At 69.7% G+C, this 22,927-nt stretch carries 20 protein-coding genes; 12 read left to right on the top strand and 8 right to left on the bottom strand.

Annotated elements, in window-relative coordinates:
* Positions 1-289, top strand: a 289-nt coding sequence (locus IE195_RS26375) for a glycosyltransferase (protein ID WP_373295678.1), incomplete at its 5' end; no start/stop codon positions are given.
* Positions 290-399: 110 nt separating this feature from the next.
* Here the strand turns inward: IE195_RS26375 and IE195_RS24205 are convergent.
* The gene (locus IE195_RS24205) at positions 400-960 is read right to left on the bottom strand and encodes a hypothetical protein (RefSeq protein WP_191275642.1); all 561 of its coding nucleotides are present in this window, start codon (positions 958-960) and stop codon (positions 400-402) included.
* 220 nt (positions 961-1,180) lie between these two features.
* On the opposite strand from IE195_RS24205, the gene IE195_RS24210 reads away from it, so the two are divergent.
* A complete protein-coding gene (locus tag IE195_RS24210; protein ID WP_191275644.1) occupies positions 1,181-1,396 on the top strand; it encodes a hypothetical protein in 216 nt (71 codons plus the stop codon).
* 9 nt (positions 1,397-1,405) lie between these two features.
* Here the strand turns inward: IE195_RS24210 and IE195_RS24215 are convergent, their stop codons facing one another.
* Complete coding sequence (locus IE195_RS24215) at positions 1,406-4,306, bottom strand: AfsR/SARP family transcriptional regulator (RefSeq protein WP_229826423.1); 2,901 nt, start codon at positions 4,304-4,306, stop codon at positions 1,406-1,408.
* A gap of 317 nt (positions 4,307-4,623) precedes the next feature.
* On the opposite strand from IE195_RS24215, the gene IE195_RS24220 reads away from it, so the two are divergent.
* The 4 genes from IE195_RS24220 (at position 4,624) to IE195_RS24235 (ending at position 13,549) form a co-directional block, all read left to right on the top strand.
* Positions 4,624-5,031 carry a nuclear transport factor 2 family protein gene (locus IE195_RS24220; RefSeq protein ID WP_191275648.1) on the top strand — a complete coding sequence of 136 codons (408 nt, stop codon included), beginning with the start codon at positions 4,624-4,626 and terminating at the stop codon, positions 5,029-5,031.
* A gap of 459 nt (positions 5,032-5,490) precedes the next feature.
* Positions 5,491-6,183: an OB-fold-containig protein gene (locus tag IE195_RS24225; protein WP_191275650.1), complete on the top strand. Its 693-nt coding sequence runs from the start codon at positions 5,491-5,493 to the stop codon at positions 6,181-6,183.
* A gap of 236 nt (positions 6,184-6,419) precedes the next feature.
* Positions 6,420-8,465: an SPFH domain-containing protein gene (locus IE195_RS24230; protein WP_191275652.1), complete on the top strand. Its 2,046-nt coding sequence runs from the start codon at positions 6,420-6,422 to the stop codon at positions 8,463-8,465.
* Positions 8,466-8,476: 11 nt separating this feature from the next.
* A complete protein-coding gene (locus tag IE195_RS24235; protein WP_191275655.1) occupies positions 8,477-13,549 on the top strand; it encodes a DNA repair ATPase in 5,073 nt (1,690 codons plus the stop codon).
* 173 nt (positions 13,550-13,722) lie between these two features.
* On the opposite strand, the gene IE195_RS24240 is transcribed toward IE195_RS24235, so the two are convergent.
* From IE195_RS24240 to IE195_RS24255, 5 genes are all read right to left on the bottom strand, one after another.
* On the bottom strand, positions 13,723-14,583 hold the full coding sequence (locus tag IE195_RS24240) for an alpha/beta fold hydrolase (RefSeq protein WP_191275657.1): 861 nt from the start codon (positions 14,581-14,583) through the stop codon (positions 13,723-13,725).
* A gap of 99 nt (positions 14,584-14,682) precedes the next feature.
* Entirely contained in the window at positions 14,683-14,985 is a 303-nt protein-coding gene (locus IE195_RS24245) for a helix-turn-helix domain-containing protein (RefSeq protein ID WP_191275659.1), read from the bottom strand.
* A complete protein-coding gene (locus IE195_RS26555) occupies positions 14,985-15,116 on the bottom strand; it encodes a hypothetical protein (RefSeq protein WP_264081810.1) in 132 nt (43 codons plus the stop codon). Before IE195_RS26555 ends, IE195_RS24245 begins: the two co-directional genes overlap by 1 nt.
* Before the next feature lie 60 nt (positions 15,117-15,176).
* Entirely contained in the window at positions 15,177-17,228 is a 2,052-nt protein-coding gene (locus IE195_RS24250; protein ID WP_191275661.1) for an acyltransferase family protein, read from the bottom strand.
* 102 nt (positions 17,229-17,330) lie between these two features.
* Positions 17,331-17,600, bottom strand: a complete 270-nt coding sequence (locus IE195_RS24255) for a hypothetical protein (protein ID WP_191275663.1) — start codon at positions 17,598-17,600, stop codon at positions 17,331-17,333.
* A 327-nt stretch (positions 17,601-17,927) separates the two neighbouring features.
* Here IE195_RS24255 and IE195_RS24260 point away from each other — a divergent pair, with 327 nt between their 5' ends.
* The 3 genes from IE195_RS24260 (at position 17,928) to IE195_RS24270 (ending at position 20,178) form a co-directional block, all read left to right on the top strand.
* A complete protein-coding gene (locus IE195_RS24260; RefSeq protein ID WP_191275665.1) occupies positions 17,928-18,770 on the top strand; it encodes a helix-turn-helix domain-containing protein in 843 nt (280 codons plus the stop codon).
* An 11-nt stretch (positions 18,771-18,781) separates the two neighbouring features.
* Entirely contained in the window at positions 18,782-18,973 is a 192-nt protein-coding gene (locus IE195_RS24265) for a DUF397 domain-containing protein (RefSeq protein ID WP_191275667.1), read from the top strand.
* A gap of 668 nt (positions 18,974-19,641) precedes the next feature.
* Positions 19,642-20,178 (top strand): GntR family transcriptional regulator, encoded by a 537-nt coding sequence (locus IE195_RS24270; protein WP_229826427.1) that lies wholly within the window; start codon positions 19,642-19,644, stop codon positions 20,176-20,178.
* A 292-nt stretch (positions 20,179-20,470) separates the two neighbouring features.
* Here IE195_RS24270 and IE195_RS24275 read toward each other — a convergent pair whose 3' ends face one another.
* Positions 20,471-21,073 carry a suppressor of fused domain protein gene (locus IE195_RS24275; protein ID WP_191275671.1) on the bottom strand — a complete coding sequence of 201 codons (603 nt, stop codon included), beginning with the start codon at positions 21,071-21,073 and terminating at the stop codon, positions 20,471-20,473.
* Positions 21,074-21,267: 194 nt separating this feature from the next.
* Between IE195_RS24275 and IE195_RS24280 the strand changes: the two genes are divergently transcribed.
* From IE195_RS24280 to IE195_RS24290, 3 genes are all read left to right on the top strand, one after another.
* Complete coding sequence (locus IE195_RS24280) at positions 21,268-22,101, top strand: aldo/keto reductase (RefSeq protein ID WP_191275673.1); 834 nt, start codon at positions 21,268-21,270, stop codon at positions 22,099-22,101.
* A gap of 246 nt (positions 22,102-22,347) precedes the next feature.
* The gene (locus IE195_RS24285; protein WP_191275675.1) at positions 22,348-22,530 is read left to right on the top strand and encodes a thiazolylpeptide-type bacteriocin; all 183 of its coding nucleotides are present in this window, start codon (positions 22,348-22,350) and stop codon (positions 22,528-22,530) included.
* 183 nt (positions 22,531-22,713) lie between these two features.
* Positions 22,714-22,896: a thiazolylpeptide-type bacteriocin gene (locus tag IE195_RS24290; protein ID WP_191275677.1), complete on the top strand. Its 183-nt coding sequence runs from the start codon at positions 22,714-22,716 to the stop codon at positions 22,894-22,896.
* Positions 22,897-22,927 lie beyond the last annotated feature (31 nt).

The raw sequence follows: 22,927 nt of genomic DNA on the forward strand, positions 1-22,927 counted from the left end.
CTGGGGGACCGTCTGCTCGGCGGTGGCCTCCGGCGTACCCCAGATCCTGGTCCCCCAGGAGTTCGACGCCCCCTACTTCGGGCGACGGGTCAGTGCGCTCGGGGCCGGAGAGCACATCGCGCCGGACGCGCTCACCGCGGAGGGGATCGGGGCAGCGGTGGATCGCCTGCTGAACCTGGAACGCTACCGCGCGGGCGCCGACCGGCTGCGGAGCGAGGCCGAACGCATGCCCGCGCCCAACCGCTTCGTGCCGGTCCTGGAGGAAGCCGTCGCGCGCTACCTGAGATGACAGCCGCCGATGCCGGTGCGCCAGATCCGTGAAGGGCATGATCAGTCTCTTCCCGGTGGAGGCCCCGAAGGGCCGGGACCCGGTTCCAGGCCCGGGTCCGGTCGGCTCGGTCAGATCGCGGTCTCCAGACGGGCGAGCCAGGAACGGCTCAGCGATACCGCGGCGGTGTCCCCCGACTCGCGCAGGAGGGCCGCGCTCAGCGCCGGATGCTTGATCACCCGGTCGGCGGCGGCCATGACGGCCGGATCACCGGTCCGAACGGCCGCCGAGACCGTGCGACTCTCCACGCTCGCCCGGATCTCCACGGCGAAGGGACTCTGGCTGCGGGGAAGGAACGGCCCGCGGTACAGGGCGAGGGCGTCGGCGATCCTGCCCTCGTCGATCCTGGCAAGCAGCTCGACCACGTCGCACTCCACCCAGCTCTCCAGCTGATAGGTGAACCGGTCGCCGTGATAGCGCACGTCCAGCCCCAGCTTGCGCGCCCGCAGGGCCAGGGTCGGCAGGCTCGACGGCGCCGGATCCCCCTCGAAGAGGTTGGCCAGCAGCCAGTCCCTGGGAGCGGAACCGCCGGCGAGGGCGAGGACGGTCACCAGCTCGACTGCCCTCCTGCTCCGAACCGGTGTGCCGTTCACCGCGCACTGGCCGAGGGTCCTGACGATTGGGGAGTTCATCGTGTCTCCTTCGCTTCGTGGAAACCGCCTTCCAGATCCTCCGGCAGTCATGGGAGGTACTGGGTGACGACGATGCGGGACACAGCCCGGGATCCGTTATCCACGTGCTATCCCCGACCTCCCGCGCCCGGGGATAAGCCGGTGATAGTACGGATAACCACCCGATCCGTACTGTTCCGAACCAGTAGCCGCACACCAAAGGAACAGGAAGAGGAAACCCATGCGGACCAGGAAGCTCGCTGTCACTCTGGCCCTCGCCACCGTGGCGGTGGTGTCCCCCGCCGCGGCCTCCGCGGCTCATGCCGCACCGGTCCACGCCACCGACGCGGCGCCCGCCTCCGCGGGGATCGTCGGCGACGTCGTCGGCAAGGCCTGCGGCCACGTCCCCTTCTCGCTCCCCGTGGGCTGTCCGAGCGACAGCTGGGGCGGCAACTGATCCCGCTTCTCACCCGGCCGCGATGATGCGGTCCGCCTCCTTCCGCTCCCCGGCCGTCTCCGGCCCGACGAACGATCCCCGGGCCTGGGACGCCAGCGCCGACGCACGCGCCGCGTCCCCCTGCATCGCGGCGACCTTCGCGAGGGTGAGTGTCACTGACGCCACCCCGTCCTTGGCCCGCAGCAGCTCGCGGATCTCCAACGCCCGTTCCAGGGGAACCTGTGCCTCGGTCGGCCGCCCCTGAGCCAGGCGCACCCGACCGAGGTCGTGCAGGAGGCAGGCTTCCCCAACCGGGTCGACCATGGTGTCGAGCAGTTCGAGCGCGTCCAGGATCCGGTCCGCTGCCACTGTGAACTCGCCCCGCAGGCGGTCCGCCTGCGCCATGCGGCGCAGGACCTGCGCCCTGCCCCTGACGTCGTTGAGCTTCTCGGCGATGTCCAAGGCCTCCTCGAACCTGACCCGGCTGGCATCGTGGTCGCCGCACATGACGTAGGTCAGGCCCAGGTGGGTGAGGACGCTCCGCTGCCCCACGGGGTCCCCGACCTCACGGAACAGGGCCAGGGCCGGCTCGCAGTGGGCGATCACGTCCCGCACATCACCCCGCAGCTGGGCGTGGTAGGCCAGCGACTTGCTGGCCAGCGCCTGCCCGAGGGGGTCGCCGACCTCGGTGAACAGGCGCAGGGAGTACTCGACGACGGACCTGCCCTTGGCGAACCTGTTCTTCTCCACGCAGACCGTGTCGAAGCACAGCCCGAGCGCCGCCTCACCGCGCCGGTTGCCCGCCGCGCGGACCACGGGCAGAGCCTGACGGTGGATCTCCTCGACGTCGTCGAGGTGTCCGTGCCTGTTGAACAGCAGCGTCAGGCCGGAAACCAGCTCCCAGGCATGCTCGTCGAGCCCGGCCTCTCCCGCCTGCCGCACCGCGGTGCGAAGGTTGGCCCGTTCCTGGTCGACCCAGGCCATGGGGTCGGCCATGAGCCGTTCGACGTAGGCGCGCGGCAGGGAACCGCGCGAGGCCCCGCCTCGGACCTGAAGGTAGTTCCCGCCCATCATCTCGCGGTTCGCCTCGTCCACCAGCGCGAGCCAGCCCCCGGTGAGCCGTTCCTCGGCGATCGCGCGTTCTGCGGCCGGCTCCTCCCGGAGCAACCGCTCACGCGAGAAGTCCCGGACCAGGTCGTGGAACCGGTAAACCGGTTCGCCCGCGACGTCGATTCCGCTGATGTCGAGCATGTGTGCGTCCACGAGCGGTTCCGCCAGGTCCCCGGGAAAGGGCCGGTGGTCGTCCATCACCGCGCCGGGGACCCACGCCGGGATCGTCGACCCGTCCACCAGGCCGAGCAGCCGGAACACCTGCGCGTCGCTCGGAGGCAGCCCGTCATAGGTGAGCGACAACCCGACCCGGACAGTCATGTCCCCGTGGGCGAGCTCATCGAGTCGGCGGCGTTCATCTGCCAGCCTGTCCACCATCGACGCCAGAGGCCAGTGCGGACGCGCCGCCAGGCGGGCGGCCACGATGCGCAGGGCCAGTGGCAGCCGTCCGATGGTGCCCAGAAGTGCTCGCGCGGACTCGGGTTCGGCCTCGACCCGGTCCCTGCCGACCACGTTGGCCAGCAGTTCCAGCGAGTGTTCCTCCGAAAGGCCGCCGAGTTCGATCACCTTGGCCCCGGGCAGTCCGGTCAGTCTGACGCGTGAGGACACGATCACCGCGCAGTCACCGACGCCCGGCAGCAGCGGCGCGACCTGCGCCTCGGACACCGCGTCGTCCAGGACGACGAGGATACGGCGGCTCGCGAGCAGAGTCCGGTAGATCTCTCCGCGCTCGTCGAGGTCGTCGGGGATGCCCGTCCCCGGGACACCCAGGGCCCGGAGGAACCGCCCAAGGACGTCCGTGGGCCGGAGAGGCTCCTCCCTTGTGGCACGCAGGTCACAGTAGAGGCGGCCGTCGGGGAAGTCTGCCGCCAGGTCGTGGTGGGCCGCCCGAACGGCCGTCGCGCTCTTGCCGATCCCGGGGCGTCCGAAGAGGACTGCCACACCTGTGGCGCCGTCCCCGACGAGCGCCTGCCTGAGCCCTCGCACTGCGTCGTCGCGCCCGACGAAGTCCGCCACGTCGGCGGGGAGCTGGTCAGGGCGGATCACCCGGGGGTGCGACGCCGCCGCCTCCGCGTTGTCGACGGGTTCCGCCGCCTCCGCGGCCAGCACCGGGGCGGGTTCGGGCCGGTCGACGGAGAGTCTCGCGTGTTCACGGAGCTGGAGCGAGGAATCTCCCCCGAGGATGGCCGCCTCCATCTCCCGGAGCCTCTCCCCGGGGTCCAGGCCGAGCCGCTCGACCAGCAGGTCACGGCCCTCGCGGTAGGCCTCCAGGGCCTCGGCCTGCCGCCCCGTGCGGTAGAGGGCGAGCATGAGCTGACCCCGCAGCCCCTCGTGCAGGGGGTGCGCGTCGACGAACTCCCGGATCTCCCCGACGAGCCTCTGATGCCGACCAAGCGCAAGTTCCAGGTCGAAACAACGTTCCAGGGTGTTCAGCCAGTCCTTGTCGAGCCGGTCCGCCTTGGTCCGCAGGTACGGCGCGTCGATTCCGTCGAGCGCCGGCCCGCGCCACAGGTCGAGCACGGCACGCATCCGTGCGGCGGCCTCACCGGTCCTGCCTTCCTTGTCCAGGACGGTGGCCGCGTCCACGCCCTCGCGGTAGAGGTCGGCGTCGAGTGAACCGCGGTCCGCGCGCAGCAGGTATCCCGAGGACCGGGTCTCGATTCGCGCGTTCACCGTGGCCAGGCTCCTGCGGAGCCGGGAGATGCAGATCTGCACCTGTGTCCGCGCGGTGTCGGGCGGGTTGTGGTCCCACAGCACATCGACAAGGTGGTCGGTCGCGACGACACGGCCCATGTCGAGGAGCAGTCCCGCCAGGACCACCTCCTGCCGCCCCGGAGGCACCCGAAGCGGCCCCGTTTCCCCTTCCACCTGCAGCGGACCAAGAATACCGAAAGTCACCAACGTTCTTTCATGAATGCTGGAATGGGGGGCGTCGATGATTCACCTCCGTCGCTCCATGGAAAACCCTTACCATATACCAAAAATTCAGCCTTCCCGCCAAACAATAGATTCCGCGCCAACCCAACGAGAAAAATGATCTTGCTAACCGATGGGGATAGCCGAAAGATAGTCACTCAACTGCGATGATCTCGTACGGTTTCAGGAAGATCACCGTACGGGAGATGTGGGTAAAGCAGGTGGGACCTTTCCAGCGCAACGATGTCCGACCGAGTGCGATGGCGGTCGAGGCCGGCATCGACCACGTCCGCCTTCTGTACGACTACCTCGACCGCGGCGACCTGGCTGGATACGGCTCGCTCCTGGACGCCCGGGTTCGGATCCAGCACGCCGACGCGACCGTCACCGACGGCAGGGCCGCAGCCGGGGAGGCGGCCGACCGCCTCCCCGCCCTGCACGGCTCACACCGGATCCACCGCATCCTCCGGGACAGCGACACCATCGTGGTGACCGGACGGTTCATCCGCTCGCACACGTCGGCAACCGATACCCGGACTCCGCCGGCAGTCGAGTTCGCGGACTTCTTCCTGATCTCCCGCGACGGGCTCCTGCTCTCCTGGCACAGGTACCACGCGCGGGCGACCTGAGGGGCGCGACGGCACGGCGACCGGGATAACGGCGTGAAAGCCACCCGTTACCAGCAGCCGGGGCGACCATTCCACCGGGCTGCCACCGCCTGGCGCAGAAGGCCGCGCACGGCCACCGGAAAGTTCGCACCGCATGGTCGGCCGCATATCACCGATTACGCCCCGCACCCATGGATGGGCAGGAACGGGGGGCGTCAATCCATGGAAGCGGCGGCTGGCGTATTTCCCATGTTCCTTTTCATGGGCACATTCCTGGCCGCGACCCTTTCCCAAGCCCACCCCGGAAGCGGACGGGGTTTTCTCCGCCGATGCCCGGGCATGGCCACAAGCGGTCAACGGACCCCCTCCGAACCTGCTGAACTGGGGTGTTCGGTAGAGTTCCGGCACAGTTGCGAGGGAGTACGGCGTCTCGGCCCGGCGCCGACTCCGGACCCGGGTGTGAAGGGGTGGGTGCGCGGGGTGGGTCTTTTCCTGAGTGCCGCCTTCGGTTTCCCCACGGTCCTGTTCACCCCGGTGCTCGTCGTCGTCCTGGGCTACTGGATCTTCGTGATCGTCGGCGCCGCCGACACCGAGATGCTCGACAGCGTGGACGCCGACGGCGACGCGGCCGGTCTGAGCGCGCTCATGGGCAGGGCGGGTCTGGCAGGAACAGCGCCGAAGGCTTCCGTTGAGGGTGGTGGTGGGCGACGGGTCGGGAAGGTCCCCGTGACCGTGGCCCTGACCATGCTGATCTGCGTCGCCTGGTTCGTGAGCATGATGGGAAGCATCTTGACCACCCTCGTCGACACCGCCTCCGCCCCGCTGCTGTACGCGCTCGGCACCGTGGTCCTGGTCATCGCGTTGGTCGCCGCATGGGCGGTCACCAGCGGTGTCGTGATGAGCCTCCAGCGCTTCCTGCCCGGGCGCAGGAGCGACTCCAAGCACGAACTGGTCGGGCGCACCTGCGTGATCCGGATCGGCGAGGCCCGGGAGGACTTCGGCCAGGCCGAGATCACCACCGCGGGCGGCGCCTCGATCTCCATCCCGGTGCGCACCACCGGCGGCGAACTCCTCCCCCTGGGCAGCACCGCGCTGATCTTCGACCACGACCCCGGCGAGGACGTCTTCCTGGTGACCGCCTTCGACGCGGCGCTCGACCCCGGCCAGTCCTGACCGGAGGGCCGGTCCTGCCCGGCGGGCCGCCCGGAGCGACAGGCACCGCCTGACCGGAACCTCCCCCCTCACCCGAGGTGAGCAGGGATGATCTTGCGACGCCGCGGAACCGTTCGCTGTCAGGGCGCGTCACAAACCACGACGAACGCTCCTCACCCAGAAGCGGCGCCCCACCGCCGTGCGCCCCTCCCGGTGCCGAGCCGATCCCCGTTCACCTCTCAGAAAGAGGCCCCCACGTGTTGCTGAGCGCATCCTCCACAGGGCAGGAGGCAGCCGACGCGGCCTTCCTGACCGCCGGTGTCGCCCTGGCCGTCGGCGTCATCGTCCTCATCGCCCTGCTCCTGATGGTGACGAGGCTGTTCCGCAAGGTCGAACAGGGCAAGGCCCTGATCATCTCCAAGGTGCGGGACGTCCACGTCACCTTCACCGGCGCGATCGTCCTCCCCGTCCTGCACAAGGCCGAGATCATGGACATCTCGCTCAAGAGCCTGACCCTGGAGCGAGGCGGACGTGACGGCCTGACCTGCAAGGACAACATCCGCGCGGACATCAAGGTGTTCTTCTACGTCCGGGTGAACGAGACCGCCGAGGACGTCAAGAAGGTCGCCAAGGCGATCGGCACCGAGCGCGCCAGCGACCAGGACACCCTCCAGGAACTCTTCAACTCCAAGTTCTCCGAGGCCCTCAAGACGGTCGGCAAGCAGTTCGACTTCGAGGAGCTGTTCACCCAGCGCGAGGAGTTCCGCCAGGCGATCGTCTCGCTGATCGGCACCGACCTCAACGGCTACATCCTCGAGGACGTCGCCATCGACGAGCTGGAGCAGACCCCGCTGCACCAGCACGACGCCAACAACATCCTCGACGCGCAGGGCATCTCGAAGATCACGGAGCGCACCGCCTCCGAGCACAAGCGCACCAACGAGTTCGAGAACGACCGCCGCAAGGAGATCGACCGGCAGAACACGGAGACCGCCGAGACCCTCGCCGAGCTGGAGAAGCGCCGCGAGGAGGCCGCGGCCAAGGCCAAGCGCGAGATCGAGATCATCCGCGCCCAGGAGGAGGCCGAGACCGCACGCGTCCAGGCCGAGGAGCGGCTCAAGGCCGAGACCGCCAACCTGCGCACCTCCGAGTCACTGGGCGTCCAGCAGCAGAACCAGCAGCGTGAGATCGCGGTCGCCGAGAAGAACCGCGAGCGCGTCATCGCCATCGAGTCCGAGCGGATCGAGAAGGACCGCCTCCTGGAGGTCATCGGCCGCGAGCGCGAGACCGAGCTGAGCCGCATCGCCAAGGACAAGGAGGTCGAGGCCGAGAAGCGCGAGGTCGCCGACGTCGTCCGCGAGCGCGTGGCCGTCGACCGCACCGTCGCCGAGCAGGAGGAGGCGATCAAGAAGCTCCGCGCCGTGGAGGAGGCCGAGCGCCAGCGCCAGGCCGTCATCATCCACGCCGAGGCCGAGGCCCAGGAGAACCTGGTCAAGGACATCAAGGCCGCCGAGGCCGCGGAGGCCGCCGCCAAGCACCGGGCCCAGGAGGAGCTCACGCTCGCCGAGGCCCGCCAGCAGGCCGCCGAGCTGGACACCCGCGCCAAGATCCGTCTCGCCGAGGGCCTGCAGGCCGAGGCCGCGGCCGCCGGCCTGGCCGAGGTCCAGGTCCGTCAGCAGGACGCCGAGGCCGTCGAGAAGCTCGGCCGCGCCGAGGCCGTCGTGGCCCGCGAGAAGGCCGAGGTCGAGGCCGACGCGGTGGAGAAGAAGCTGCGCGCCGAGGCCGCCGGCCTGACCGACAAGGCCGAGGCTATGGCCGCCCTGGACCAGGTCAGCCGCGAGCACGAGGAGTACCGTCTGCGCCTGGACGCCGAGAAGGAGGTCCGGCTGGCCGGCATCGACGTGCACCGTCAGGTCGCCGAGGCCCAGGCCACCGCGATGGCCGCGGGCCTGGAGAGCGCCGACATCAGTATCGTCGGCGGCGACGGCGCCTTCTTCGACCGCATGGTCAACTCCATCGGCATGGGCAAGGCCGTCGACGGCTTCGTCGGCAACTCCGACACCGTCCGGGCCCTGGGCAACGGCTGGCTGAACGGCGAGGGCAACTTCGCCGAGGACATGAAGAAGCTCATGTCCGAGGCCGGCACCGAGGACGTCAAGAACCTCACCGTCTCCGCGCTGCTGCTCAAGCTCATCGCCGCGGGCGGCCCCGAGGCGGGCAAGCTCGACAGGCTGCTCGCCACGGCCCGTTCCATGGGCCTGGACCAGCTCCCCGTGAACGCTCTCGCCCCCGTGAAGCAGTGAGGTAGTCCTCCGTGACCGAGGCCCACTCCCAGGAAACACAGTCCCAGGAGACCGAAGGCCCCGGACCCGGCACCGAGGACGCGCGGTCGCTGGACGCGGGCACCTACGAGGTGCTCCGCGCCCGGCTCCGCGAACAGACCGGTGAGCTGGCCCGGCGGACCGAGGAACTCAACAACCGCCGACTGGAGGTCTTCGGCTCCGCCGAACTCTCCCTGCGCGGCACCGAACGCATCCGGACCGAACACAACTGCGTGCCCCGGGACATCGTGAGCGTCGGACGCTCCGTCGGGGACGCCGCCGACGGGGACATGATCCTCTTCGGCTACAACGTCTACATCGGCATGCAGAGCCAGACACACGTCAGCGACGTGTTCTCCCTGCACCGGTACGAGCACGGCGGTGCCTCCTTCGAGTTCACCGACGCGCCCGAGGACGCCATCCCCGGGCTGCTCGCGCACGAGCGGTTCCGCCAGGAGTTCACCCAGCTCTACCGCTACTACCGGGACGCCCGCCTGCTGCAGCTGCGCCGGGTCGAGGACCGGCTCCTCGCCGTGTTCCAGACCGGCCCGCGCACCGAGGACGTGCGGGTCCTGCGATGGTCGGTGGCTCCCGACGGCGGGATCGCCTACCTGGACGACCGCGGCGAACGCGACCACGTGTTCCCGCCCGCACACGACTTCGAGTGGACGGAGGCCACCCGCGAGGACCACGTCCAGGGGCGGCACCCGCACATCTCCGTCCGCGACACGCTGTTCGTGGAGACGGTCGGCGGCGACCTGACCGTCAAGATCGAGAACAACACCGAGGTCGGCGAGGGCGTCTACAGCGAACCCGTCGACGAACCGCTGCAGAGCCTGGCCGACGCCTCGGTGTACCACGCCCGGGTCGGCGCGCTCATCCTCCTGCGCGTCCTGCCCTACAACGAGACGACCTGGCGCCACCTGGTCTTCAACACGCGCACCAAGGAGGTCGAGCGCCTCGACGGCATCGGCCAGTCCTGCCAGCGCCTGCCCGACGACCAGGGGCTCATCTTCCCCGGCGGCTACTACCTGGCCACCGGGGTCGCGCGGACCTTCGACACCGACGTCACCGACCTGGAGTTCGAGCGGGTGGTGCGCTCGCCCAACGGCGAGGACGTCCTGTACGTCTTCCACTCAAGGGCGGACGGCCGCAGCCTGCTGCTGTCGTACAACACCATCCGCAAGGAGGTCGCCAACCCCATCGTCTGCCACGGCTACTCGCTGTTCGACGACGGGACGATGACGGTCTTCCGCGACAACTCGGGGGAGCCCACCCGGGTGCACCCCATGCAGGTGTGGCAGACCCCGTACGTGTCCGACGTGTACGCGGCCGCGCAACCGGTCGGCACCGGTCCGCTGGAGCGGATCGGCAACGCCGAACTGGTCCAGGGCGTGTCCGAGTGCCTGTCGGTGGCGCGCATCGCCGAGGACATGCGGCCCTCCACCGAGGTGTTCGAGGCGCTCATCGCGTCCTGCCGCCGGGTCCTGGACCGGTTCCACTGGCTGGGCGAGGCGGAACTGGGCGACCTGGCCGCCCCGCTGGGCGAGGTGCGCTCCACCGCGGAGCGGGTCCTGGACGAGTTCGAGACCGTCCAGGAGCTCACCCGGCAGGCCGACGAGAGCCTCCGTGAGACCGAGGAGAGGGTCACCGCGCTCATCCGCCGGTCCCGGGGCGAGACCCCGCGCTCGGCGGAGGGGTGGGTGGGCCGGCTGACCGACCTGCGCCGCGCCCAGGGGCAGGCCGCCACGCTGCGCGAGATGCGCTACGCGGACACCGGCCGGATCGACGCGGTCGAGGAGGGCCTCGGCGAGGAGACCGCCTCCGTCGGGCGCCGCACCGTGGCCTTCCTCGAACAGGACGACGCCTTCGACGGCTACCACGCCGAGGTGGACCGGCTCGTCGAGGAGGCCGAGGCCCTGGACGCGGTCAGCGCCGCCACCGCGGTCGGCGAACGGATCGCCGAACAGACCGAGGGCCTCCAGGTCGTCACCGAGGTGATCGGCTCCCTCGACATCGGTGACGCCCAGGTCCGCACCCGCATCCTGGAACGGATCAGCGAGGTGATGGCCGGGGTCAACCGGGCCCGCGCCACACTGGAGTCACGGCGCGGGGAGCTGCTCGCCCTGGAGGGCCGGGCCGAGTTCGCCGCCGAGTTCGCGCTGCTGGGGCAGGCCATCACCGGGGCTATCGCCGCCGCGGACACCCCGGAGCACTGCGACGAGCAGCTCGGCCGGATCATGCTCCAACTGGAGAACCTGGAGTCGCGCTTCGCCGAGTTCGACGACTTCCTCCAGGAGCTGTCGGACAAACGCGAGGACGTCTACGAGGCCTTCTCCACCCGCAAGCAGGCGCTGGTCGACGAGCGCTCCCGGCGGGCCGACCGCCTGGCCTCCTCGGCCGCCCGGGTGCTGGAGGGCGTGCACCGGCGGATCGCGGCGCTGACCACTCTGGAGGACATCAACACCTACTTCGCCTCGGACGCGATGGTGGCGCGGCTGCGCCGCACCGTCGAGGAGATGCGCGAACTCGGCGAGACCGTGCGCGCCGAGGAGCTCCAGGGCCAGGTCCTGGCCGCCCGGCAGGAGGCGGGGCGGGCCCTGCGGGACCGCACCGACCTGTTCGAGGGCGGCGCCGGAGGAGAGACCGTCCGGCTGGGCAGGCACCGGTTCGCGGTCAACACCCAGCCGATCGACCTCACCCTCACCCCGCACGACGGACACATGTCGGTGGCCGTCACCGGCACCGACTTCCGGACGCCCGTCACCGACGAGGCCTTCCAGCAGACCAGGCACCTGTGGGACCGGCTGCTGGTCTCGGAGAGCCCCGAGGTGTACCGGGCCGAGTACCTGGCCACCTCGATCCTGGCGGCGGCCGAGGAGGGGGCCGAGGGTCTGACTCTCGACGCCCTGCACGACGCGGAGCTGCACGCCGAGAACGGGGACTCGCTGCGGTCCCTGGTGCGCGGGGTCGCGGAGTCCCGGTACGACGAGGGGTACGAGCGGGGCGTGCACGACCACGACGCCGCCCGGATCCTCTCCGCGCTGTTGCGGCTGCGCACCGGGGCGGGTCTGCTGCGCTATCCCGGACAGGCCCGGGCCGTCGCCCAGCTGTTCTGGGCACACGGCACCGACAAGGGTCAGCGGTCGGCCTGGAAGACGCGGGCGTCCTCGCTGGCACGGGCCCGGAGCGTGTTCGGCGCGCGCAGGTCCGCGGCGATCGACGGGCTGCGCGGCGAACTCGCCGAGGGTGTGGACGCCTTCCTCACCGACACCGGCCTGTACCAGGACGTCGACCTGGAGCTGGTGGGCGACTACCTGTTCGAGGAGCTGGCCGCGGACGGGCCCGCCGAGCGCGGGTTCGTCTCGGGTGCGGGCGCCCGCCAGCTCCTGGACCGGTTCCACCGGGCGCTGGGCAGCACCAGGGAGACCACCCGCACGTCCTTCGAGGAGGACCTGCGCAGGCTCGACGGCGACCTGGCCGCACGGCACCAGCTGGTGACGGCGTGGCTGGAGGCGTACGCGACCACCCTGGAGGAGCCCCCGGCCCCGGGCGCCCTGCCCGAGGCCGCGGCGATCGCCCTGACCGGGGGGACCTCCCCCGACCGGGGCGAGGGCGTCGAACGGTACGAGTCCTCGGCTGCGGTGAGCGAGCACGTCGCGGGTCTGCTGGGTGCGCACCCGCGGATCAGCGAGCGCTCGATGGAGGTCCGGCTCGACGAGATCCTGCCGCGCACCCGGCGGTTCCGGACCCTGGACGTACCCGCCTACCGGGACTTCCAGCGCAGACGGAACCTGCTGGTGGCCCGGGAGCGCGAACGCCTGCGGTTGGCGGAGTACAGGCCGAAGGTGATGAGCGGGTTCGTGCGCAACCGGCTGCTCGACGAGTCCTACCTGCCGCTCATCGGCGACAACCTCGCCAAACAGCTGGGCGCGGCCGGAGACGACAAACGCACCGACCAGAGCGGCCTGCTGCTGCTCATCTCACCGCCCGGCTACGGCAAGACCACCCTGATGGAGTACGTGGCCAGCCGGCTCGGCCTGGTGTTCGTCAAGGTCAACGGACCGGCGCTGGGGCACTCGGTGACCTCGCTGGACCCGGCCGAGGCCCCGGACGCCACCTCCCGGCAGGAGATCGAGAAGATCTCCTTCGCGCTGGAGATGGGCAGCAACACCATGCTGTACCTGGACGACATCCAGCACACCAACCCGGAGCTGCTGCAGAAGTTCATCTCCCTGTGCGACGGGCAGCGCCGGATGGAAGGGGTCTGGGAGGGCCGGACCCGGACCTACGACCTGCGCGGCAAGAGGTTCGCGGTGTGCATGGCCGGCAACCCCTACACCGAGCAGGGCAAACGGTTCCGGATCCCGGACATGCTCGCCAACCGCGCCGACGTGTACAACCTGGGCGACGTGCTGTCCGGCAAGGAGGAGCTGTTCGCGCTCAGCTACATCGAGAACGCGCTCACCTCCAACCAGACGCTGTCCCCGCTGTCCACCCGGGACCGGGAGGACGTGTACACGTTCGTGCGGATGGCCCGGGGCAGGGCGCGGGGGGACGAACCGGTCGGCACGGACCGGTTGAAGCACCCGTACTCGGCGGCGGAGGTGGACCGGATCGTGTCGGTCCTGCGGAAGCTGCTGCGGGTGCAGGAGGTGGTGCTGGCCAACAACCAGGCCTACATCGCATCGGCGGCCCAGTCCGAGGACGCCCGGACCGAGCCCCCGTTCCAGCTCCAGGGCTCCTACCGGAACATGAACCGGCTCGCGGAGAAGATCGTCCCGGTCATGAACGACGCCGAGGTGGAGGCCGTCATCGACGACCACTACCTCGGTGAGGCCCAGACCCTGACGTCCGGGGCCGAAGCCAACCTGCTGAAACTGGCCGAGCTGCGCGGGGTGATGACGCCCGAGCAGGAGACGCGCTGGAGGGAGGTCAAGGAGGGCTTCCGCAGGGGCCGCGCCCTGGGCGGGTCCGACGACGACCCGATGACCAGGGCCATCGGCGCGATGGGGCTGCTGGCCGACCGGGTCGGCGAGATCGGTACGGCACTCGAACGCGACTGACCGCGATGACGGCTGAACACGGCCTCGGGGCCGGGCACGCGCCCGGCCCCGAGGCATCTCCGGCGGAGGAGACCGGGCGAGTGATCGCGGACCGGGAGTCGGCGTCGGCGGGGGACGACGAGGTGTATCGCTGGGACCGTTCGCCTCGCCGGAGTGGTGACCGGCCGGGGTGGCTAACCGGGCGCGGTGTGTTCGGCGATCGCCCCGACCACCTCGTCCCAGCGCTCCGGCGGCGGGTGCTGGTGGCCCACGCCGGAGACCAGGTGCAGGCGGGCGCCGGGGATCTCGGCCGCGAGGGCCTCGCCGTGCCGCCAGGGGAAGAGCGGGTCCTCCCTCCCGTGCAGCACGAGGGTGGGCGCGGTGATCTCGCCGAGCCGGTCACCCAGGGACGACCCTCCGACCAGCCAGTGGTTGGCCGCGGAGGCCATGCCGCCGCCGCGCTCCATCGACCGCGTCACGATCCGCCGGATCCGGTCCGGGTCGACCGGGGCGTCTCCGGCGAAGACGTACTCGGTGGTGACCATGTACTCGGCCACCGACTCCCGGTCGTCCCAGTCGGGGTCGGGCGGCGGGTCGGCGAACGACTTCGAGACGGCGGCGCTGGGCGGCGGCAGGTCCGGGTGCCGGTCCCCGGGACCCACCGACGTGGTGGACATCAGGGTCAGTGACGCGACCCGGTCGGCGTTCCACACACCGAGGTACTGGGCGATGCCGCCGCCCGAGGAGATACCCACGATGTGCGCTCGGGGCAGCCCCCAGCCGTCCAGTACACCGACGGCGTCGTGGATGAGCGCGTCCCCGGAGTAGCCGGGCTCACCGACCGGGAACCGGGTCGACCGCCCGGTGTCCCTGCTGTCGTAGCGCACGACGAAGCGTCCCGTGGCGGCGAGGCGCTCGCAGAACCCGTCCTCCCACCAGTCCATCGACGTCTCGTTCCCGGCGATCAACAGGATCGGCGGGTGCTCGGCGCCCCCGAAGGACTGCGTGCAGAGCTCCACGTCGCCCGCCTGGATCAGCCGTTCTTCGGATCGCATCGGTGCCCCCCGGTTTCGCGTGGTGAAGCTGCTTTGGTTCGGTGGACGCCGGTGGGTGGTGTCAACCCGTCGAAGCAGCATCACTTCCGTTTCGGACAGTCAGACGATGGGGAAGCTTTCGCCTCCGATCTCCATCGTCACGCTGAGCTTCCCCCCGAGCGCCTCCACATACTTGCGTAGGGTGTCGACCTCCGTGTGGTCGATCTCCCCGCGTTCGATGTTGGAGACTCTGCTCTGGCTGACGTTCAGCTGTCGGGAGAGCTGCACCTGAGTGAGCTCGGCCGCCTCCCTGAGTTCACGCAGCCGGTAGGCCCGTACCTCGTCCAGTAGGCGCTGCTTGTGCCGGTCCACCGCTTCGCGATCGACGGGACGCTTGGCCAGCATGTCTCGAAGGTCCGTCATCAGTGCCCTCCTCTTCCCGGCCCGTGCGCGGCCAGCACTTCGAGTGCCGCGATCACTTGCTCGTAGGAGCCCTGACCCGGGGCTTCCAGCCATGGTTCGATGAGTTCCAGTTCGATTTCCCACACCAGCATAGGTATATAACGCACAGGTTGTAAAGGCTGGTCATTCGGGGAAACCTGCCTCCGGAGACGTCACCAGGCGGTCGTGGTGAGGAGGTGTTTCTCCAGTTCCGGAGCGAGGGTGCGCATGTAGGTGGTGGTGATGTGGCTGCTGTCCCAGTAGACGAGGACGTTGCCGACGACGGGGCTGCAGGACCCGGGTTCGCAGAAGTGGTCGGTCAGGTCGAGGACGGTGACGTTCGGGGGGAGTTCGACGCCGTCCAGCGGTGACTCCTCGGCCATCGACTCCGAGGGGGAGGCCGTGCACTCCTGCGGGGTGGCGGCGGAGAGGCAGTCGGGGGCGTCGAAGGGCAGGCGCGGGGTGTCGCGGACGGCGACGACCTCGACGCCGAGGGAATCCAGTTCCCGCCAGCGGTCGACGTAGCCGTCCACCACGGTCTCCGTACCGAAGCCCGCGGAGGTGTCCAGGCTCGTGGTGGTGCCGGTGGTGAACACCGCGTCGGGGCGGAGGGTTTCGAGTTCGGCCATGACGGCCCGGTTCCACTCGGCGCACGCGGTGTAGGGCTCGCCCTTGTAGAGCTGCGGCGCGTCGGTGAACAGGCAGGCGCCCTTGGTGATGTTGACCAGCCGCCAGTTCCGCCGTTGCGCGATCTGTTCCAGGGCGGGGAACCAGTGGGCGGCGTGGGAGCCGCCGACCAGGGCGATGGTGCGCTCGGCCTCCTCCGCGTCCTCGGTCCCGTAGACACAGGTGAGCACCTCGGTGCCGGAGGTGGACTGGTTACAGCCGTCGTCGTAGGTGACGGGGACGTCCTGTGCGGCGGAGGCCGGGGGCGGATGAACCGGGTCGGGGTACTCGCCGTGGTCTCCGGTGAGCAGCGCGGCCGCGCCGGGGTAGCGGGCCGGGTCGGTGAGCAGCGCCTCCAGTTGCCGTTGCTGGGCGTCCATCCGGGCTGTCCACAGGCCTGTGGACAGCAGCAGGGGAACCAGGCAGGCGGCGGCGACCAGCGGGGCACGCACCGGCCCCCGGCCGACGGCGACGATCCGGTCCGAGAGCGGGGTGGTCGCCGCGGCGAGAACGGCCGAGAGGGCGAGGACGGCGGCGCCGCCGAGCGGGCCGGCGAGGGTGCGGTCGGCGACCGCCAGGTAGAACACCAGCACCGGCCAGTGCCACAGATACAGGGCGTAGGAGATCGAACCCAGGTAGCGCAACGGGCGAAGGGTGAGCCAGCGGTCGGCGCCCCAGGGTGAGCCGGTGGTTCCGGCGACCACGACCGCGGCCGCCGCCAGGGTCGGCCACAGGGCCGCGTAGCCGGGGAAGACCGTGGACACCTGGAGGAGCACACCGCACAGGACCAGGGCGGCCAGACCGAGCCAGCCCAGCAGGACACGGACGGCCCGGGGCGGGTTCAGGTACGGCAGGAGGAGCGCGAGCAGGCCGCCGAGGGCGAACTCCCACAGGCGCGCCCCCGTGTCGAAGTACGCCCACGGCTGGTCCGTGCGGGTCATGAACACCGAGTAGGCGAGCGAGAGGGCGAGGACCGCGCCCAGGACGACGAGGAGCACCCGGTACGGGGTGTGACCGCGTCGGGCGGCCCACCACACGGCCAGGCCGATCACCACCGGCCACAGCAGGTAGAACTGCCCCTGGACGGACAGCGACCAGAAGTGCTGGAAGGGCCCGGTCCCCTCGTCGCGGGCCAGGTAGTCGACCGACCCGAGGGCCAGGTGCCAGTTCTGGTGGTAGAACGCGGCGGCGAGTGCCTCGCCGATCGCGTCGCGCCAGCGGGCCTCGGGGAGCAGGAGGCGGGCACCCGCCAGGGACACCGTGATCACCAGGGCCGCGGTGGGGATCAGGCGCGCGGCCAGGCGGCTCAGGAAGGCGCCGTAGCGCAGGCTGCCGCGTTCGGCCGCGCGCACCAGGGAACCGGTGATGAGGAAGCCGGTGATCAGCAGGAAGACGTCGACGCCGCCGGAGACCCGACCGAACCAGACGTGGTAGACGGCCACGAGGAGGACGGCGACCGCACGTAGGCCGTCGATCTCCTGGCGGTGACCGGTCTTCGAGGGAAGGGCGCTGCCGGCGCGGGGGGCGACGGGGCGCGAGTCGGGTCTGATCGCTTTCACGAGGAGACCAGACTCGCGGCCCCGTGTGACTGCCCGGGATACGAAAGCTGACGTCCACGGAAACCCGCAGGGAAACGGAGTCCCGTACGGGTTGGGCGGGGTTCAGAGGAGGCCGGCTGCCCGGAAGACCCCCTGACCGATCGTCTCCGCGGCTGCCAGTCCGAGCAGGAGTGTGGCGCTCACGGCGACCGCGGGCCAGTCCTTCCGGCGGCGCGGGGCCCGGTGACGGCCCCGCCGGGTACCGGGCACCGGTTCCACGAGGGCGTGTACCTTCGCCCGGACCTGTTCGGTTTCCCGGGCCTCTCGCCCGGCCTGTTCACGACGTTGTCGGGTCACGTGCATCCAGTGCGGAAGCTCGCCGCGCTCGATCATGTAGGCGAGCCGGGTGGGAGTGCCGCGCTTCGGAGTGGATGCGGGGGTTGGCGGCGAAGGCACGCACACGCCCGGCCCTGCGGGGACGGCGGCGACGCAGGATCTCGGTAGCGCGGTAGCGCACAGAGGCCAGCTCAGACAGGTTCAAGCAACGCGGCATAGCGCGGCTCCTGGTATTCGGATGCCGCTGAGTGAGGGCGGCATAGACGAACGCGGATAACCATCATGCGATACGTGCAATGCTTTTCACAAGATGTGATTCGCATCTGGGTGATATGTCTGATTCCCTTTGCCTGGCCTATGATCAGGCGGGCCAGGAGGTGACACATGGCGGCCGACAGCCGGTACAGCCCCAGCGCCAGAAGGCGCCGACTGTCCGCTCTGCTCCGACGCATGCGCGAGGATCGCAACCTCAAGATCGAGAGCGTGAACAAGCAGCTGGGCTGGTCCAGCGGCAAGCTCTCGCGCATGGAGCGCAACGAGTGGAAGCTCCCGAGCGTCCGCGACATGAAGGACCTCGCCGAGGTCTACGACCTACCCGACGAGATGCGCGACGCCATCGTGTCTCTGGCAAGTGAGTCACGCCTGCGAGGCTGGTGGATCGACTTCAAGGACGTTCTCAGAGGCGGCCTGGCTGACTTCGAAACCGGCGCCTCGATGATCCGCACCTACGAAGCCTTGCTGATCCCTGGGCTATTCCAAACTCCCGAGTACGCTGCTGCGGTACTACGGGGTAGTCGAGTGCTGAGCGATGACGACATCGAGCGCAAGGTGGCGGGTCGACTCAAGAGGCAGGAGATCCTCGCTGCAGAGGCCGCTCCGAGCGTGTGGGCGGTGATCGATGAGGCGGCGCTGCGCAAGCGAGTCGGCGGACCCAAGGTGATGGCGGACCAGATCCGGCATCTCATCGCCATCGCCGAGCGGCCGAACATCGATATTCAGGTGCTCCGAGACGAAGCTGGTTCCCACGCCGCGATGGAGGGGGCCTTCATGATCTTGGACTTCCCCGACCCGGCAGATCTGCCCCTGGTGTACATAGAGGCCGCGACCGAGGACCTGTACCTGGAACAGCCCGAGGCCATCCAAAACTACGTCGGCATCTTCGGCCACATCTGCGGCTCGGCAGAGTCGCCCGAAGCCTCGCTCCGGTACTTGGAATCACTCATCTAGCAAGGACTCCCATGCGTTCATCCAACGACCTGCACTTCCGGAAGTCGTCTTACAGCGGCCGGGGCGACAACTGCGTCGAAGTCGCTAACCTTCCTGCCGGTGCGGCCGTGCGCGACACCCAGAACAGGGACCTCGGGCACCTCAGCTTCGCTGGAGCAGCATGGACCGCCGCTCTCAGCACCATCCGTACCGACCAGGTCTGAGTTCTCCAGACCGAACACGCCCCCGGCCACTGTGACTGACCGGGGGCGTCGATGTTCGTGGGGCAGCCCGACACCGAAGCTGATCGAGTGCGGTGGCATCCGGCACGAGAGCGCCCTCGACACCTAGAGGGCGCTAACGCTGAGAGCCAGACATCCGCCGGGGGCGAGCAGCAGGAAGAGGGCGACGCCCCGAGACCTGGCCGAACCACGCGTGGTAAACGGCCACCATGAGAACTGCGCCGCGCGCAGGCCGTCGATCTCCTACCGGCGACCGCTACGGAGACCGGAACGCGCGGGGGTACTGGTGTTTGTCACGGAGACCCCATGCTTTCAGCAAGCGCAATAGGGGGGCTAAAGTTCTGGTGGAGTACCCGAAGTGAGGATTCGCCTTGGACGCAAGGACATTGCATGACATCGCAGCCGTACCGGACCCCCTAGACAGAGCCCGCGCGGCTTCCGCCGCCATGACCAGCTTGCAAGGCCAGAGCGTCGAACTTTCCCGCATCCGCAGGGGAGCCATCATCGAGGCGCAACAGAGTGGAACGCGCCAAGAGGACATCGCCCGTCACCTGGGTGTATCCCCCGGCCGCGTGTCCCAGATGAAGAAGGCGGGCGGCGAAGAACCTGCCCACAAAGCCCCGACCGGCCCTCTCGGACCGCAACCGCGGGTGCTCGTCCAGCGAGCGCTACCGACCCCGCCGAGCACCCGCGGTTCCAAGTCGCTCTACCTGACCGAGGCCGGGCAGCAGGGGCTCACCCCTGAGCGGAAAATGCTGTTCGTCGGCCAGGAGCCCGCGAACGAACACGTCGCCCAGGGCCTACAGGTCGCGCCGGGAGCTCCGATCATCGCCCGACGCAAGATGTTCTGGGCGAACAGCGTGCCGGTCAGGATCTCGACCTCGTACTTCCGCCTGGATGTCGGCGAGAACACCCGGCTCGATGGCGAGGGGTTCGTTCTCCCCACACTCCAGGCAGCCATCGAGGACCTCGGGTACCGCTTCGGCCATGCCGTGGAAACCCTGACCGCGCGCCCCGCCACCCCCTACGAAGCCGACCTCCTGGAGATCCCCGGCGAGTGGGTCGTCCAGGTGCTCCGGATCAGCTACTCCACCGAGGACACCCCGATCCACGCGCTGGAGACGATCTGCGCCGCATCTCGACACACCTTCTCCATCGGCCAGGCAGTCGGCAGCGACCAGTTCTGAGCCCACCGAACCGCCAGCGCCCCCGGCCACTGACCGGGGGCGCTGGCGCTCATGAGGCCGCCCACTCCCGAATCTGCGAAAGAGCCTCACTGAGCGACGGGAAGAGCCGCCAAAGCTGTCGCACACGCCTGCTCCGGATACCCAGCATCGGCCAGGTCCAAGGCACCGAACCCCTACCCCCCGTGAACCCCTGCACCCCCCGTGATCTTGCTACCAGGGGCAAGTTCGGCGCCGAAATCGCCCCTGGTAGCAAGATCACGGGGAAAGAGGGGCGGGGAGCCAACGGGGAACGCTAGAGCCGGATGGGCTCGCGCCTGGGGTCGGTGAGCATCCTCGGATCGCGGTCGCGCAGCAGTGCCACGATCGGGGCGACCGTGTCGGCCTCCTGGGCGTACTCGCCCTCCTCCGACATGAGTCCCACGACCTGGAAGAACAGCACCAGACCGTTGTCGGTGTCCAGGATGCGCATGTCCGCGTCGGGGACGATCGCGAGCGAGGTCATGTCCCCGTTGGCGGCCTCGCCGCCCAGCGGGGACGGGGTGATGATCCAGTGGCCGACGTCGAGCTGCACACCGGCGACGTACTGCCGGGAGAGGGCGTGCAGGACGCGGAGGATCCACGCGGGCACGGTCTCGTCGCCGTCCTCGCGCGGGATACGGCAGGTGAACTCGAACCCGGCCCCGGAGACGCGCTTCTCCTCGCTGGTCTTCTCCCCCAGTTCGGTGAGACCGAAGGTGACGAGCAGCCAGTACCCCTCCATCGGGTAGGCGAGCACACCGTCGATCCCCTGCTCGGACTCGCCGGCGGGGAACTGGACGGTCAGCGGCTGCACGTCCGGGTGGTGCTGCGCCCAGCCCTCGTAGATCTGGGTGAGTCCGGGCAGCAGTTCCAGCATCGTGCGCGCTCCAGGTTCGGGGTCGGTGCACCTCAGAGGATATGCGGCCGCCGGGCACCGGACCGCCGGTCCCTTCTCCCGGATCCGGGGCACCGCGTCCCTTGTTTCGGGTGGGGGTGAAGTGGTGAGGGATACAGGTCCGGGAGGTCGAGGAGCACAGGGACGCCCGGGACCACAGGAACAGGGGAACGGCCATGAGACACCTGCGACTACCGTCCGGCGGGGAGCTGCCGGTGCTGGGGCAGGGCACCTGGGGCATGGGCGAGGACCCCTCCGCCCACGCGGCGGAGGTGACGGCGCTGCGGCACGGGCTCGACCTCGGGACGGGGCTGATCGACACCGCCGAGATGTACGGTTCCGGCGGTGCGGAGCGGGTGGTGGGGGCGGCGATCGAGGGGCGCCGCGACGAGGTGTTCCTGGTCAGCAAGGTCCTGCCGCACCACGCCGACCGGGCGGGGACCGTCAGGGCCTGTGAACAGAGCCTGCGCCGGCTGGGCACCGACCGCATCGACCTGTACCTGCTGCACTGGCGGGGCGGGGTACCGCTGGAGCAGACGCTGGAGGCCTTCACCGAGCTGTGGGAGTCGGGGAAGATCGGGGAGTTCGGGGTGAGCAACCTCGACACCGACGACATGCGCGAACTCCGTTCGCTGGCGGGCGGTGAGGCCTGCGCGACCGACCAGGTCCTCTACAACCTCTCCCGGCGCGGCCCCGAGTACGAGCTCCTGCCGTGGTGCCGCGACCACGGGATACCGGTGATGGCCTACTCCCCGATCGAGCAGGGGCGGCTGCTGGACGACCCGGTGCTGCGGCGCGTAGCCGAGGACCACGGCGCCTCCCCCGCGCGGGTCGCCGTCGCCTGGGTCCTCGCGGGCGGGGGCCTGTGCGCGATACCCAAGGCCACGAAGCTCGCGCACGTCGAGGAGAACCGTGCCGCCCTGGACCTGCGTCTGACCGAGGAGGACCTGCGGGTGTTGAACGAGCGGTTTCCCCCGCCGGAGGGGCGCACCCCGCTCGAACTGCTCTGACCCGGGTTCGAGAAAGGCCGAAAACGTCGGACCGATTCAGGAACGGACGCCTTTCCCGGTCGGCACCGGGCCCCTTCCGGAACCGGGGTCCACTCCGGTTCACGCTCTCCCCCGTGACGCGTGGGAGAACCCGGGGCCACACCCGGGAAAAGGATCAATACAACCTCTATCGACCTGGGTCGACTCCGTGTTACTTTCTTTCCCGCCCGGGGGATCAGCACGGAAGATACGAACGAAGAGGCCACAATGCCCCATTCGACGGCGCCAGCGATCGACCTGCCCGACCTCGACTTCGACGACATGGAGGTGATGAGCGTCCGCGAGGCGGTCGCCGTCCCCGAGACCGGAGCCACCAGCGGTTCCAGCTCCTGCACCTCCACCTCGTGCTGCGGCTCCAGCAGCTGCTGCTCCGGCGGATCCTGCGGCTGACGGCGGGATCTTCGGGCCCCGCCGCCCCCAGCGCCGAAAGCAGGACGCTTCCCCCCAGCCACCGTCCCCAAACCCCCCGAACGGAATTCACGCCGCGTCTTCGGACCGAAACGTGAATTCCTCCCGGGTGCACTCGAGAATTCAGCACCCGAATCCCCTGAAAAACCCAGAAGAAGGTGCCCGATGGCGATCCAGGAATCCCCCGCGATCGAACTCCCCGACCTCGACTTCGACGACATGGAGGTGATGAGCGTCCGCGAGGCGGTCGCCGTCCCCGAGACCGGAGCCACCAGCGGTTCCAGCTCCTGCACCTCCACCTCGTGCTGCGGCTCCAGCAGCTGCTGCTCGTCGGGTTCGTGCGGCTGACCCGCTGACCGGGGGCGGCCCTCTCGCCGGG

It is taken from the genome of Nocardiopsis terrae, assembly GCF_014651695.1.
Classification (GTDB): domain Bacteria; phylum Actinomycetota; class Actinomycetes; order Streptosporangiales; family Streptosporangiaceae; genus Nocardiopsis; species Nocardiopsis terrae.

Bases quoted from the DNA above. Each gene is read 5' to 3' on its own strand.
- IE195_RS24205 (WP_191275642.1), bottom strand. From the start codon at position 960: ATGAACTCCCCAATCGTCAGGACCCTCGGCCAGTGCGCGGTGAACGGC.
- IE195_RS24210 (WP_191275644.1), top strand. From the start codon at position 1,181: ATGCGGACCAGGAAGCTCGCTGTCACTCTGGCCCTCGCCACCGTGGCG.
- IE195_RS24240 (WP_191275657.1), bottom strand. From the start codon at position 14,583: ATGCGATCCGAAGAACGGCTGATCCAGGCGGGCGACGTGGAGCTCTGC.
- IE195_RS24245 (WP_191275659.1), bottom strand. From the start codon at position 14,985: ATGACGGACCTTCGAGACATGCTGGCCAAGCGTCCCGTCGATCGCGAA.
- IE195_RS26555 (WP_264081810.1), bottom strand. From the start codon at position 15,116: ATGCTGGTGTGGGAAATCGAACTGGAACTCATCGAACCATGGCTGGAA.
- IE195_RS24255 (WP_191275663.1), bottom strand. From the start codon at position 17,600: ATGATCGAGCGCGGCGAGCTTCCGCACTGGATGCACGTGACCCGACAA.
- IE195_RS24260 (WP_191275665.1), top strand. From the start codon at position 17,928: ATGGCGGCCGACAGCCGGTACAGCCCCAGCGCCAGAAGGCGCCGACTG.
- IE195_RS24265 (WP_191275667.1), top strand. From the start codon at position 18,782: ATGCGTTCATCCAACGACCTGCACTTCCGGAAGTCGTCTTACAGCGGC.
- IE195_RS24275 (WP_191275671.1), bottom strand. From the start codon at position 21,073: ATGCTGGAACTGCTGCCCGGACTCACCCAGATCTACGAGGGCTGGGCG.
- IE195_RS24280 (WP_191275673.1), top strand. From the start codon at position 21,268: ATGAGACACCTGCGACTACCGTCCGGCGGGGAGCTGCCGGTGCTGGGG.
- IE195_RS24285 (WP_191275675.1), top strand. From the start codon at position 22,348: ATGCCCCATTCGACGGCGCCAGCGATCGACCTGCCCGACCTCGACTTC.
- IE195_RS24290 (WP_191275677.1), top strand. From the start codon at position 22,714: ATGGCGATCCAGGAATCCCCCGCGATCGAACTCCCCGACCTCGACTTC.